Origin of the sequence: Deinococcus sp. LM3, assembly GCF_002017875.1 — a bacterium.
In the GTDB taxonomy this organism is placed as follows: domain Bacteria; phylum Deinococcota; class Deinococci; order Deinococcales; family Deinococcaceae; genus Deinococcus.
Genome location: NZ_MUFV01000001.1, coordinates 1,070,367 through 1,083,785 on the forward strand (window position 1 = coordinate 1,070,367; position 13,419 = coordinate 1,083,785).

Consider the following 13,419-nt stretch of genomic DNA (forward strand, 5'->3'; position numbering starts at 1 on the left):
CCGCGCTTCAGTCTGTGCTGGGACGGGGGTTCAGCGGGCGCGCAGGGCGTCGCGGATTTCCATCAGGAGTTTCTCTTCGTTGGTGGGGCCGGCGGGCGCGGCGTCGGCGGGCTTGACCATGCGTTCGCGCATCCTGTTGTAGGGCACGACGACCACGGAGTAGATGACCGCCATGGTGAGCAGGAAGGTGATCAGGGCCGTGATGAACAGCCCGTAGTCGAAGTCGACGCCGTTAACCGTGAACTTGCCGCCGACGGCGCCGCCGCCCGTGATGAGCTTGATCAGGGGGTTGATGAAGGCGTTCGAGAAGGCCGTGACGAGGGCCGCGAAGGCCGCGCCGGTGACGACGGCAATGGCGAGGTCGACGATGTTGCCGCGCATGATGAAATCCTTGAATCCGCTGATCATGCGTGAAGTTTTACACTCTGTTCATCGGATAGCAATGCAATTCACATAAGCTTGTCTAGATGTTTGCGGGGGGATGTGGGGTATTCCTGATCAAAAACGGCGGTTTTATGCTACCAATCCCAGACAACCCCCCCCGGCGGGCTATACCAATCCGGCCCGACCATGCCCGCCCCGCGCGAGTCACACGGACTCCGATTGTTTCGCTGACAATCCGGAACTTCACCGGATTGCCAGCTCCACGTCCGGAACCCGTTTTTCTCCCACTCTGCGGGGCAGCGCTACGAGTCGCATCCGCTCGGATTGAAGGATCTTTGCAGCTCCTTCAATCCGAGTCTGCATAAAGCACGAAACGCGGGCACCCGGTCCATGACCTGATGCCCGCCCCGCGCCAAATGCAACCGTCTGGAGGGTGCCCGGTCTCCGCTCAGGCCTGACCGCGCATGTTCTGGGCGGCCACCTGCACGGACGCCGGTTCCTCGCGCCCGCTGTCCTTCACGGCGTGCGCGCTCATGCCCCACTGGTGACCGCTGCTCTGCGCGCCCTGCAGGATCACGCGGGCCAGTTCGCCCAGCGTCGCGCCGCCCGGCCGGATGTCCATGCGCAGCTCGGAGCGCAGTTCGTCCAGGCTCACGTCGTCCAGCATCAGTTCCGTGCCGTAACGCAGCGTGGTGGGCGGCACGATCAGCAGGTCGGCCTCGCCGGGCTTGATGGCGTGCCGGAAACAGCGGCCCGTCAGCAGGCCCGCCACGGTCGTGACCTTCCCGAAGGTCTTGTTCTCGATGGCCCGCACCTCCAGGGTCAGGCCCCCGATGGCGCGCAGCGGCTCGACCGCGCGGTCCAGCGACTCGGCGAACAGCGATCCCGTCCCCAGAATCACGCGCCGGGGCTCGGGCAGCGCCGCCGGGAGTTCCGGCAGGGCCTCGGTCAGGAAGTCGCGGATCATGCCCACGCCGTTTTCCAGCATCGGGAAACCCTCGTACTCCTCCTCGCTGGGCAGCGGCTCTCCGGCCAGCAGGTACAGTTCGTCGCTGGGGAACACGAAACGCGTACCCCGCTCGTTCAGGAAGCGCTTGCGCCACACGTTCAGGCGGCGCAGGCTGTCCTGCGCTTCCTCCCGCGTGAAGGTCCGCACGTCCGGCAGGTTCGTGCGGTGCGAGGTCAGGCCGATCGGCACGACCGCCGCGCTGATCACGTTCGGACGGCTCGCGAGGTACTCCACGGTCTCGTCGAGGTTCTCGCGGTCGTTGCGTTCCGGGACCAGCACGATCTGCGTGTACAGGTCGATCTGCTCCAGACGCTCGATCATGGAGCGGATCTGCACGGCCTGCTGGTCTTTGACCTTCAGGCGCCACCACTTCATCATGTCCTGCCGCAGGTCCTGGTTCGCCGTGTGAACCGACACGTACAGCGGCGAGAGGTTCTCGTTCTCGATCCGCTGAATGTCGCCTTCCGAGAGGTTCGTCAGGGTCACGAACGACCCGTACAGGAACGAGAGGCGGTAATCGTCGTCCATGATGTACAGGCTCTTGCGGAAGCCGCGCGGCATCTGATGCACGTAACAGAAATCGCACTTGTTCGCGCACTTCTTGATGCCGTCGAACAGCACCTCCTCGAACTCCAGGCCCGGGTCCTCCCACTCCACGTCGAACGTGAAGGTGTCCTCCAGGCTGGGCGGGGTCGGCAGGAACAACCGGTGGTGATCCTGCGCGGTGCCCGCCACACCCGTCATCACGCGCGGAGCTTCCTTCGGCCGGGCGATCTCCAGCGTCGCGCGGCCCTGCGACAGCGCGTGCCGGTACGCCAGCACGTCCGTGACAGGCTCGCCGTTCACGCGCAGCAGCACGTCACCCGGCTGCACCCCGGCGCGCTCGGCGGCGCTGCCACCCTCCACCGATTTGATCGGTGCGGGAAAAACCTGATCCTGCATATTCTCAGCTGCCGTCACAACACATCACCCCTTTTCGGGACTCCAGTGGCGGCCCCGCATCAAGCACGACAGCATAACAACCCCGCGCAGGGCCGGGTGTGAGTCAAAGCGGGATTGGCGGGGTGGGCGCAACCGCCGCCCCCGCACCCAGCGTTCCCGCTTACCCGATCTGCCGCAGCAGGTTCACGGTCTCGATCATCGCCAGCACCGCCTCGCCACCCTTGTTCCCCGCCTTGATCCCAGCGCGGTTCAGGGCCTGCTCGACCGTATCCGTGGTCAGCACCCCGAACGCCACCGGCACCCCCGTGTGCAGGCTGGTGTTCAGGATGCCGTTCGCCGCGCCGCCCGCCACGAAATCGTAGTGATCCGTATCGCCCTTGATGACGGCCCCCAGGCACACCACCGCGTCGTACTTCCCGGACTCCGCCAGTCGGCGGGCGATCAGCGGCACCTCGTAACTGCCCGGCGCCAGGAAATGATCCAGATTCTCCGACTTCCCGCCATGCTGCACGAACGCCAGCTCCGCCCCCTCCACAAGGCGATCAACGATCAGGTGATTCCAGCGGGTACTGACAACAGCGAACTTCAGGTCGGTGGCGAGCAGATTGGCTTCAATTCGGTTCATGGTGATTCTCCTTGTGGGTGATGGGCGGTGAAGCTGCGGGCGAACCCCTCCGCCCTTCGGGCACCTCCCCTCAAGGGGAGGCAGGGATCTGTTGTTGGCTCCCCTCAAGGGGAGCTGGCCGCGCAGCGGACTGAGGGGTTCTCCGCCGCTCAGTCCCCGCTGCCGTCGGTGCCGATGTGGCCGAGTTTGGCGGCCTTGGTGCTGAGGTACGCGGTGTTGTGGGCGTTGTGCCCGACGTGCAGGGGCACGCGTTCGACGACTTCCAGGCCGAAGCCGCCCAGGGAGTGCAGTTTGCGGGGGTTGTTGGTGAGGACGCGCAGTTGCCGCGCGCCGAGCAAGTGAAGCATCTGCGCGCCGATGCCGAAGTCGCGGGCGTCGGCGGGGAAACCGAGTTGCAGGTTCGCCTCGACGGTGTCGGCGCCGCCGTCCTGCAGGTGGTACGCGCGGATCTTGTTCAGCAGGCCGATGCCGCGCCCTTCCTGCCGGAGGTACACGAGGACGCCGCGTCCCTCGGCGGCGATGGCCTGCATGGCCGCGTCGCGTTGCGGGCCGCAGTCGCAGCGCAGCGAGTGGAAGCCGTCGCCGGTGAGGCATTCGCTGTGGACGCGCACCAGCATGGGCTCGGGCGTGACATCACCCATGACGAGCGCGACGTGTTCGGCGCCGGTCAGGGAGTCCTCGAAGCCGACGATGCGGAACTCGCCGTGCTCGGTGGGCAGCTTCGCTTCCGCGACGAGTTGCATGAACGGGTCGTGTTCCAGGCGGTAGGCGATCAGCGCCTCGATGCTGCCGACCTTCAGCCCGTGCCGCTCGCCGAACGCGAGGAGGTCCGGGAGGCGGCTCATCTCGCCGTCGTCGCCCATGATCTCGCAGATCACGCCGACCGGCGCGAAGCCCGAGAGCCGGGCGAGGTCGCACCCGGCCTCGGTGTGTCCGGCGCGGCGCAGCACCCCGCCGGGCCGCGCCACGAGCGGGAAGATGTGCCCCGGACGGCGGAAATCCGTGGACTTCGCCGCGTCGTCCATCAGGGCGGCAATCGTGGCAGCGCGGTCGAAGGCGCTGATGCCGGTGGAGTTGCTGACGTGGTCCACGCTGACGGTGAAGGCCGTGCCGTTCGGGTCGGTGCTGCTGCCCACCATGGGCGTCAGGTCAAGGGCGCGGGCGCGGTCGGGCGTGAGGGTCACGCAGATCAGGCCGCGTCCCTCGCGGGCCATGAAGTTCACCCACTCGGGCGTCGCGGTGGCGGCGGGCATCAGCAGGTCGCCCTCGTTCTCGCGGTTCTCGTCGTCCACGAGGATCACGGGGCGCCCGGCGCGCAGTTCCGCCAGCAGGTCAGGGATGGAGGCCAGGGTCATGCCGTCACCTCCGGTTCCACCTGTTCGGGCGTCCAGTCGCGCATCAGGATCAGCCGCTCGACGTACTTGGCCATCTGGTCGGCCTCCAGATTCACTTTCGTTCCGGCTGCCCAGGTGTGCAGGGTGGTGACCTCCAGCGTGTGCGGCACGAGCCAGAGCGTGAACTCGTCGGGGCGCAGGTCCGCGCGGCTGCCGGCCGGGCCGCCCGCGTCCACGACGGTCAGGCTCACGCCGTCCACCGTGACGCTGCCCTTCGGCACGAGGTACCGCGCGAGGTGCGGCGCGGCGCGCACGGTCATGGTGTACGCGCCGGGCTGGGCGTCCACGCTCAATACCGTGCCCACGCCGTCCACGTGCCCGCTCACCACGTGTCCACCGAAACGCGCCTGGGCGGTCATGGCGCGTTCCAGATTGACTTTCGTGCCCTCCCGCCAGTGCGGGGCGGTCTTGGCGATCGTCTCGCGGCTGAGGTCCACGGTGAAGCCCGTCGCGTCCCAGGTGGTCACGGTCAGGCACGTCCCGTTCACGGCGATGCTCTCGCCCAGTTCCACGTCGGCCCACATACGCGCGGGCTGGATGGTGACGGTCAGGTTGCCTTCGTTGTCGGTGGTGCGGGCGATCTGCCCGACCTGCTCGATGATTCCAGTGAACATGTATTGACCTCGGGTGGAGCGAGGAACCCCTCACCCCCAGGGAGAAGGGAGAAAGACTAGACGCGCGGGATGTCGTGCAGCAGGCCGGTGATCAGCACGTCCGGGCCGAGCAGTTCGACGGTGACTTCGTGCAACGCCTGCGCCTCGTGCATGGGTCGCGTGGGGCCGGTCACGGGACTCAGGCCCGCGCCGAGGAGCTTCGGGGACACGAACACCCTGACCTCGTCCACCAGTCCCTGCGCGAGGAAGGCGCTGAGCAAGGTCGGGCCGCCCTCCAGCAGCACGCTGCTGATGCCCAGGCCCGCCAGTCCGCTCAGGGCGTCCGGCAGCGATTCGGCGCGCTGCACGGTGATCCCGGCGGCCTCGTGCGCGGCAACGTCGGCGTCCGGGGCGGTCACGAGCACCGCGCCGTCGCGCCACGCGCGGGCCTGCGGGTCGCTCGCCGCGCGGCGGTCGAACACCACCGGGCGCGGATCACGCCCGCCCGTCACGCCGCGTGTCGTGAGGGCCGGGTCATCCAGCTCAATCGTGCCGCGGCCGACCGCGATGGCGTCCAGTTCGTCGCGCCAGCGCATGGTGCGCTCTCGGGCCTCGGGGCCGCTGACCGCGCCGTTGCCCTCGTTCAGTGCGGCCACCTTGCCGTCCAGGGTCATGGCGTACTTCGCCACCACCCACGGGCGACCCCGCACCACTGCGCTGCGGAACCCCGCCTGCTGCCGCACAGCCTCAGGCTCCAGCACGCCCACCGTGACCTCGATCCCTGCCTCGCGGAGTTTCTGCACGCCGCGCCCCGCCACCAGCGGGTTCGGGTCCAGCGCCGCCACGACCACGCGCCGCACGCCCGCCGCGATCAACGCGTCCGCGCAGGGCGGCGTGCGCCCGTGGTGACTGCACGGTTCCAGGGTCACGTACGCCGTGGCACCGCGCGCCCGCTCGCCCGCGTCACGCAGGGCGAACACCTCCGCGTGCGGCTCACCGGCCCTCGGGTGAAACCCTCGCCCCACCAATTCATCGCCTTGCACGATCACGCAGCCCACGGGGGGGTTCGGCGCGGTGCGGCCCAGTCCTCTGGCAGCCTCCGCCAGCGCGAGCGTCATGAACCGCTCGTCTACCGGCAGTGCCGCCGCCACCCCAGGGGGTGGAGCATTCACTTCATACATGGTCTGTCGCCGCCCGCCGGGGTGGCAGGGCAGCGTTCCTCCTTCTCTCATCCGGACTGAATGGGCCAGACAGAACGCCGAAAGCGTCTCTGCGCGCCATAACACCGTCGGCTCCAGAGTTTCACTGGATCGGGCCTGCGCGTGGTGCAGTCTGCGCGGGCTTCGCGGGCTGAGTCAGTTCGTGAACAGGCGAGCCTTCTGCTCGCTCCGCTCGGGTGACGCGGGACGGCCCGCGCCACCTGAAGCGACATCACCGCCGGTAGGGAATTTCACCCCGCCCCGAAGGAAGTCGGCCCACCCGGAAGCGGGCCACCCTGAAACTAGCACCCGGCCGCCACCCAACTGTGGGAGAGATCAGACACCTGACGGGGGACACCACCGCACAACAGGCTGTGGGGGGCACGCCGGTCTGGCATCCCCCCCACAGGCCCATTCACGGGGCGGTCAATCCGTGGCGTTGACCCCCTCGCCGGCTCCCCAGACTTCGCGCGGCAGGCGGCGGTCGAGTTCCGGATCGGCGCGGCGGTCGAAGAGCGGGTCGGCCTGACCGTCGCGGCGGGCGCGGTCATAGTCGCGCAGCAGCCGCAGGGCCAGCGGCGAGAGCAGCAGCAGCGCCACGATGTTCGTGACGGCCATCAGGCCCATGCTGAGGTCCGCCATGTTCCACACGGTCGGCACCTCGGCCAGCGCGCCGAACAGGACCATGCCCAGCAGCAGCGCCCGGAAGACGTTCAGCACCCAGCGGTGACGGGTCAGGAACTGCACGTTCCCCTCGGCGTACGCGTAGTTCCCTATGATGCTGGTGAACGCGAACAGGAAGATCGCGCCCGCCAGGAACGCGCCGCCCCAGCCGCCCACGTGGGATTCCAGCGCCGCCTGCGTGAGTTGCACGCCGGACAGGTCCGCGTCGCGCGGCAGCGGGCTGAGCAGGATGATGGCGGCCGTGCAGGTGCACACGATGATGGTGTCCACGAACACGCCGACCATCTGCACCAGTCCCTGCTGCACCGGGTGGTTCACGCTGGCGGCGGCGGCGGCGTTCGGGGCGCTGCCCATTCCGGCCTCGTTGCTGAACAGGCCGCGTTTGACGCCCATCATCAGCGCCTGCTGCACCGCGAAGCCGGCCGCGCCGCCCACCGCGCTCTCCAGACCGAAGGCGCTGCGGACGATGCCCAGCAGCATGTCCGGCACCTGACCCAGGTGCGTGAACACCACGTACAGCGCCACCAGCAGGTACGCGAGCGCCATGAACGGCACGACCAGTTCGGCCACGCGCGCCACCCGGCGGATCCCGCCGAAGATGATCGGCGCGGTCAGCAGCACCAGCGCCGCCCCCACCGCGGCGGGCGACAGCCCGAACGCCTGCTGCATGGACGCCGCGATGCTGTTGCTCTGCACAGCGTTGAACACCAGCCCGAACGCCAGGATCAGGAACACCGCGAACAGCTGCCCCATCCAGCCCTGCCCGAGCCCCTGGCGGATGTAGTACGCCGGGCCGCCCCGGAACCCGCGTTCGCCGTCACGGACCTTGAAGGCCTGCGCCAGCGTCGCCTCGATCAGGGCGCTGCTCATGCCCACCAGCGCCGTGACCCACATCCAGAACACGGCGCCCGGCCCGCCCAGCGAGATGGCGATCGCCACGCCCGCGATGTTCCCGGTGCCCACGCGGCTGGCCAGTCCGGTCGCGAACGCCTGGAAGGACGTGATGCCGCCCCCAGACCCGCCGGAACGGCTGCCCAGGATGGTCCGCCACGCCTGCCCGAAGTACCGGAACTGCGCCGCGCCCGTCCGGACCGTGAAGTACAGTCCGGCGCCGATCAGCAGGTAGATCAGCAGCCAGCCCCACAGCAGGTTGTTGCCCGCGTCAATTGTTGCGTTCAGCGCATTCATAGCCCGTTATACGGACTCCGATTAAGTAGATTATAATCGTTGCATCAAACAGATACCTCTAACCGCTCCTCTCGCGCATGACGCTGACACCTTCTGGCATCTCTACCGGGCCAGTACCTGTGCCGTCGAACGACGCAGAGCTCAACTCTTCGCACTCCTCGCAGAAGGACGCCCCGTGCCAGAGATCCTTCAAGTGACCCGGTACAACCGGGTCACAGTCTACGGACTGGTCAAGCGCTACCGCGAACAGGGGCTCGCTGGCCTCCGTGACGCGCGTCACGCCAACCAGGGCGCTCCCCGCCTCCTGACGGCCGAGCAACAACAAACCCTGGCTGCCCGACTGCACGCCGACTTCGAGCAGGGCATCGTGTGGTCCGGTAAAGACGTTCAAGACTGGCTTCAGCAGCAGTACGGAATGGCCGTCCATCTCGGGCGCACCTATGAATTCCTACGGGCGGCGGGCTTCACGCCTCAACGCCCTCGACCCCGGCACGTTGGCGGCGATGAGGCCGCCAAGGAAGCGTTCAAAACAAAGTCCTGACCGAGACGCTCCGCCTGGCGGAGCGTCTCTCACCGCGTGTCTCTCTGTGGTGCATGGACGAACATCGAATCGGGCTCAAACCGATCCGGCGTTCCATGTGGGCGCCAACTGGGCAGCCGTTGACGTGTCCAGTTCAGCCTGGATACGAGTGGTTGTATGTGTACGCGTTTGTCAATCCGGAGAGTGGCGAGAGCTTGTTCTGGTTGATCCCGGTGGTGAACAAGCAGGCGTATGCGGCCGTCATGACGGCGTTTGCGCAGAAGGTCGGCGCGGGCGCCGACCATCGTGTGTTGGTCGTTCAGGATGGGGCCGGTTTCCATTTGCCACCGGATGACGGGCATCCTGAGGGGATTCAGACGGTGACGTTGCCGCCGTACTCGCCGGAATTGCAGCCAGCGGAACGGCTGTGGGAGTTGACGGATGTACCGATTGCGAATCGAGCGTTCAAGAGCATCAAGGAGGTGGAGGCAGCACTCTCGGATCGCTGCGTCTGGTTGGAAGGTCAACCTGATCTGGTCACTCGTCACACGCTCTTCTACTGGTGGCCCTTGTTGGCTAATTAATCGGAATCCGTATTACTGTACCACCCGCCCGGCAATGCCTGGACCGGCGCGGGTATGCTTTGCACAGGCCCCACGCGCCGGCACCAAAGGGGCGCGGGCAGGTCCGGAGGCACTCCACCCATGAAGACCATCCTCGTGACCGGAGGCAGCGGCGTACTGGGCCGCGCCCTCCTGCCTGCCCTGGAGGGCCGCGCGGACGTGCGTGTCCTGTCCCGCCACGCCGACTCCCGGCCCACGTTCCGGCCGGGCGACCTTCAGACCGGCGCGGGCCTCGCGGAGGCGCTGCGCGGCGTGGATACCGTCATTCACGCGGCCAGCCAGCCGTCGCGGCCCCAGGTGGACATCGAGATGACCGGCGTGCTGCTCGCGGCGGCGCGGGAGGCGGGTGTGCGGCACGTCGTGTACGTCAGCATCGTGGGCTGCGACCGGGTGCAGGCGTTCCCGTACTACCGTGCCAAGACGCACTCGGAGGCGCTGGTCGCGGCGGGCGGCGTGCCTTTCACGGTGGTGCGCGCCACGCAGTTCCATGAGTTCGTGGCGTTCCTGCTGTCCCGCCTGACCCGCGCGCCGCTGCTGCCCCTGCCGGGCCTGCCCCTCCAACCGGTGGACGTCCACGCCGCCGCCGCCGGGGTGGCGCAGGTGGCGCTGGGCGACCCGCAGGGCCACGCGCCGGACCTCGTCGGCCCGCAGGTCATCCCACTCCCGGAACTGGCCCGCAGCTGGGCCGACGCGACCGGTGTGCGCACCCGCGTCCTGCCCATTCCGGCCGCGCGGCGCTTCACGCCCCTGACCCGCCCGGACCTGAGCGGCGTGGGCCGCACCTGGGCGCAGTGGCTCGCGCAGGAGGCCACGCGCCCCAACCCCTACGCGGGCTGAGCCGGGCGGGGCGGCTGGTCGGCGTTCAGGTCCGCCAGTTCCGCCTCCTGCCCACCGCGCCAGATGAACACGCGTCCGGCGCGGGCGATCAGCAGCCGCCCCCGGTGGTCGAGGTCGGCCCAGGTGGCGCCCTCCAGATCGGGTGCCGGGCCGTCCGACAGCCAGCGGTACCGGACGAAACGGTGATACCGCTGATCACAGATGAAATTCAGTTCCAGTGACCTCTTCCGCAGGGTGAACGGGTCAGCTTCACCCATGCCGATCCAGCGTCTCGGCTGATGAGTGACGTGCCAACCCGTCCGTTTCAATACGGCGAGGAAGGTATCCACCCGCAACTTGCCCGTAGGAGGCAGGACCTCAAAACCCGGCGGGCGAATCAGTTGCTGTCTCGGGAGGTCGGTGTGGTTGACCAGGATCGTCCGCGAGTCCCGGAACGCGCCGCCACCGCTCCAGCCGTCCGAGGCATTCCACAGGCCGATGGCGTGAACCTGCGGCGGTTTCGATAGGGCCGTCCAGTCGTACATGGTCACGCCGTAGCGTTCCATTGCCAGCGCCTGCTGCCGCTTCGATTCGTTCTGCGCGTGGTACAGCAGGTGCTCGCCGTCGGGCGAGAGGTCGCTCATCCACTCGTACAGCCGTCCCTGGAACCACGATCCGGGCGTCAGGGTGTCCGTGGCGGTGTCCCACAGGTACACGCGCGTCCAGCGTGAAGGGCCGCGCCGGAAGAGCACCACGCGGTCGGCCTCGCTGGCAAGCAGCCCCCAGATGCGCGCCGGGGCGGGGGGCGTTCCCACGTGTCCTGTCATTCCAGCAGCGCGGCGAGTCCGCGTGACGCGACGTCCCGGATGGCGTAGGTCATCTGGTGCGAGATCCCGGTCTCGGTGGGATTGATCTCGATGGCGATCCCGCCGCGCCGCAGCGTCTCGGCGGCCAGTCCGGCGGCGGGGTAAACGGCCCCGCTGGTGCCGATGACCAGCGCGACCTCGGCGGCGGCGAAAGCGTCCTGCGCGGCTTCCAGGGCGTCCTCGGGCAGGAGTTCGCCGAACCAGACGACGTTGGGCCGCATGCGGTTCCCGAGCGGGGAGGTGGGCGGCGTGACCAGTTCGGCGGGCGCGGCAAGGGGGTAGGTCTGCCCCGTCACCTCGTCCCGGCCGCTGAGGAGGTTGCCGTGCAGTTCCACGACCCGCCCGCCGTGCGCGCCGCTGCCTGCGCGGTGGTGCAGGCCGTCCACATTCTGCGTGGCGAGGAAGAAGCCCGCCCCTTTCTGTGCCTCCAGCCGCGCCAGCAGGTCGTGCGCGCCGTTCGGCTGCGCGGCCAGCACGTCGCGGTAGCGGCCCGCGTACCACTCCCAGACCATCTGGGGATCGCGGCGGTACGCGGGCGGACTGGCGAGATCCTCGGGCCGGAAGCGCGCCCAGTGCCCGGTCTGCGCGTCCCGGAAGGTGGGAATGCCGCTCTCGGCACTGACGCCCGCGCCGGTCAGCACGGCAACGCGGGAGGCGGAATGCAGGGCGGCGCGGGCAGCAGCGAGATCCATGAGCGCAGGGTAGCCCGAACCCGGACGGCCACGCTGCCTCAACTCCGGCAGGGAGCAGAACGTTTCAGGACTCCCCGGTGGTGCCAGGGAGCCCTGAAGTGGGTGGGGCTGACCGTTCAGCCTGGGGGCCGCGCGCCGGAGTGACCGGGTCCGTGGGTGCCCTGCGTCCAGGATTTGATCGAGCCTTGCAAGCTTGAGCGCTGAGCGTTCATGGAAAGAGGGTTGAGAAGTGTGAAGGCTGTCACCTGAACTGTCAACTTTGAGTGTTCAGCGGCCCCCCTGTGGGGGGTTGGTGCAGAAGACATCCAGTTTCCGGAAGTCAGGGAGTTGACCACATGACCCTGTGGTCGGGGCGGTCACGGCGCGCGCCGTTCGAACGGCCAGCCCCGCGCCTCACGGCACGTCGATCACCGTCAGGGCGTTACTGACACTCAGGGCCTGATCGACCTCGGCCAGAAACGCATCCACCTGGTCCGACAGCCGGTCGATGTCCGCCTGCGCATCCAGCGGGTCGAGCAGGCGCGACGCGTTGCGCTCCATGAAGGAGCGGTGCAGCGCCTCGTACTCCGCGCCGCGTGAGCCTTCCTTGCCCAGCAGCGCCTGCGCCTGCTGATCGAGGCGGTCCCCGGCCCGCTCGTTGTTCAGCTCCACCTCCCGCTGCGCGCGGGCGAGGTCGCTTCCCAGCCGCGCGATCAGCCGCTGCTCGAAGGCCACGCTGGCCTTGCGTTCGATCGCGGCAGCGACGGTGTACGTCTGCCCGGCGATCTCCACGGTGGTGCGGGCGTTGCTGGCGACCACGGCCGCCTTGATGGCCGAGCGGCGGCGCAGCAGATCCGCGACGCTCTGACGGCGGGCTCTGACACGGTCGGCGAACTCGGCGGCGCTGCGAGCCTCGCGGGGCGGCTCCCCGCCGACCGTGAAGGTCACGAAGGTCGTCTCGTCGATCAGCTTGTTGGCGCGTTTCTCCAGCAGTTTGAGTTCGCTCAGGGCCTTGGTGATGGTCATTCGTTCACTGGACACGGGGACACCTCCGGATCAGGGCGGATCAGGGCCGGTTGGCTGCACAGGGGGACGGAAGACGGGACGTGGCAGGGCTCATGACTGACAACGACTCGGGAACGTATGGCGGGAACCTGGGCAGCGGGAAGGCGAACGGTAGCGTCCCGCCGCCTCGGCTGTCAAGCGCGTTCCCCCGGTGGCCCGCTGCGGCCGACCGACCGGGCAACTGCAACCCAAAACAAAAAACCCGCCTTCTCCGGCGGTGATAAGAAAAGGATACCCCGGTATGCAGGCGGCGTCAACCCCCGCCACGCGGCCTGATTTACGCCGTCCAGCACGCCAACAACTGAGCCGCGCTTTCAGGTCTTATGCACCGTCGATGAACGCGGGTGGCACCGTGTCCACCAGCCACACGCCGTTCTCGCTGACGAAGAACAGGTGCCCGGCGGTGTGCATCTCCCCTGCCCGGATGATCAGGATGACGGGTGGGCCGCGCCGCGCACCGACGCGCCGGGCGGTGTCGGGGTCGGGCGAGAGGTGGACGTGGTGGCGGTTCATGGGCTGTAGTCCACCCTCGCGGATGGCGGAGAGGGCGCCCGCGTGCGTGCCGTGATACAGCCGCGCGGGTGGGCTGGCGGGCTGGAGTTGCAGGTCGACGGGCACGCTGTGCCCCTGGTTGGCGCGGATGTGGTCGCCGCGCAGGCTGAAGCGCCCCTTGTCGCAGTGAGTCACGACGGCTTCGACCTGCGCGCGGGTGGCGTTCAGGTGCCTCAGCAGCGGCGCGAGCGGCACCCAGCCGCCGGGCGCGAGGGTCAGGCCCGCCTCGTGCGGGGCGTGGCGCAACAGGTACGAGAGGCGCCGGGAGAGGACGGGGTCGGTCATGCG

14 protein-coding genes and 1 riboswitch are annotated in these 13,419 nt (G+C 68.4%); of the genes, 3 read left to right on the forward strand and 11 right to left on the reverse strand.

Annotated elements, in window-relative coordinates:
- Positions 1–30 precede the first annotated feature (30 nt).
- From mscL to BXU09_RS05040, 7 genes are all read right to left on the reverse strand, one after another.
- Entirely contained in the window at positions 31–408 is a 378-nt protein-coding gene (gene mscL / locus BXU09_RS05010) for a large conductance mechanosensitive channel protein MscL (protein WP_078300957.1), read from the reverse strand.
- A gap of 424 nt (positions 409–832) precedes the next feature.
- Positions 833–2,335, reverse strand: coding sequence for a DUF512 domain-containing protein (locus BXU09_RS05015; protein WP_168174560.1), 1,503 nt, complete (start codon positions 2,333–2,335; stop codon positions 833–835).
- A 160-nt stretch (positions 2,336–2,495) separates the two neighbouring features.
- A complete protein-coding gene (gene ribH / locus BXU09_RS05020; RefSeq protein WP_055362280.1) occupies positions 2,496–2,960 on the reverse strand; it encodes a 6,7-dimethyl-8-ribityllumazine synthase in 465 nt (154 codons plus the stop codon).
- 149 nt (positions 2,961–3,109) lie between these two features.
- Positions 3,110–4,315, reverse strand: coding sequence for a bifunctional 3,4-dihydroxy-2-butanone-4-phosphate synthase/GTP cyclohydrolase II (locus tag BXU09_RS05025; protein WP_078300960.1), 1,206 nt, complete (start codon positions 4,313–4,315; stop codon positions 3,110–3,112).
- Complete coding sequence (locus BXU09_RS05030; RefSeq protein ID WP_078300962.1) at positions 4,312–4,968, reverse strand: riboflavin synthase; 657 nt, start codon at positions 4,966–4,968, stop codon at positions 4,312–4,314. The genes BXU09_RS05025 and BXU09_RS05030 overlap by 4 nt, the downstream gene beginning before the upstream one ends.
- A 56-nt stretch (positions 4,969–5,024) precedes the next feature.
- Entirely contained in the window at positions 5,025–6,065 is a 1,041-nt protein-coding gene (ribD, locus tag BXU09_RS05035) for a bifunctional diaminohydroxyphosphoribosylaminopyrimidine deaminase/5-amino-6-(5-phosphoribosylamino)uracil reductase RibD (protein WP_078304766.1), read from the reverse strand.
- Positions 6,066–6,163: 98 nt separating this feature from the next.
- Positions 6,164–6,419, reverse strand: a riboswitch (FMN riboswitch).
- A gap of 153 nt (positions 6,420–6,572) precedes the next feature.
- Complete coding sequence (locus BXU09_RS05040) at positions 6,573–8,018, reverse strand: sodium:alanine symporter family protein (RefSeq protein WP_078300964.1); 1,446 nt, start codon at positions 8,016–8,018, stop codon at positions 6,573–6,575.
- Between the two features lie 52 nt (positions 8,019–8,070).
- On the opposite strand from BXU09_RS05040, the gene BXU09_RS05045 reads away from it, so the two are divergent.
- The 3 genes from BXU09_RS05045 (at position 8,071) to BXU09_RS05055 (ending at position 9,998) form a co-directional block, all read left to right on the forward strand.
- Positions 8,071–8,559, forward strand: coding sequence for a winged helix-turn-helix domain-containing protein (locus BXU09_RS05045; RefSeq protein WP_276205842.1), 489 nt, complete (start codon positions 8,071–8,073; stop codon positions 8,557–8,559).
- Positions 8,556–9,122: an IS630 family transposase gene (locus tag BXU09_RS05050; RefSeq protein ID WP_144011981.1), complete on the forward strand. Its 567-nt coding sequence runs from the start codon at positions 8,556–8,558 to the stop codon at positions 9,120–9,122. Before BXU09_RS05045 ends, BXU09_RS05050 begins: the two co-directional genes overlap by 4 nt.
- A 120-nt stretch (positions 9,123–9,242) precedes the next feature.
- Positions 9,243–9,998: an NAD(P)H-binding protein gene (locus tag BXU09_RS05055; protein ID WP_168174561.1), complete on the forward strand. Its 756-nt coding sequence runs from the start codon at positions 9,243–9,245 to the stop codon at positions 9,996–9,998.
- Here the strand turns inward: BXU09_RS05055 and BXU09_RS05060 are convergent.
- The 4 genes from BXU09_RS05060 to BXU09_RS05075 all read right to left on the reverse strand — a co-directional run bounded on the left by BXU09_RS05060 (position 9,986) and on the right by BXU09_RS05075 (position 13,416).
- A complete protein-coding gene (locus BXU09_RS05060) occupies positions 9,986–10,804 on the reverse strand; it encodes a hypothetical protein (RefSeq protein WP_168174562.1) in 819 nt (272 codons plus the stop codon). The two genes, BXU09_RS05055 and BXU09_RS05060, sit on opposite strands and share 13 nt — an antisense overlap.
- Positions 10,801–11,535, reverse strand: coding sequence for a Sir2 family NAD-dependent protein deacetylase (locus tag BXU09_RS05065; RefSeq protein WP_078300969.1), 735 nt, complete (start codon positions 11,533–11,535; stop codon positions 10,801–10,803). The genes BXU09_RS05060 and BXU09_RS05065 overlap by 4 nt, the downstream gene beginning before the upstream one ends.
- A gap of 393 nt (positions 11,536–11,928) precedes the next feature.
- Positions 11,929–12,555, reverse strand: a complete 627-nt coding sequence (locus tag BXU09_RS05070; RefSeq protein ID WP_144011985.1) for a hypothetical protein — start codon at positions 12,553–12,555, stop codon at positions 11,929–11,931.
- Positions 12,556–12,900: 345 nt separating this feature from the next.
- Positions 12,901–13,416, reverse strand: a complete 516-nt coding sequence (locus tag BXU09_RS05075) for an RNA 2'-phosphotransferase (RefSeq protein WP_078300972.1) — start codon at positions 13,414–13,416, stop codon at positions 12,901–12,903.
- Positions 13,417–13,419 lie beyond the last annotated feature (3 nt).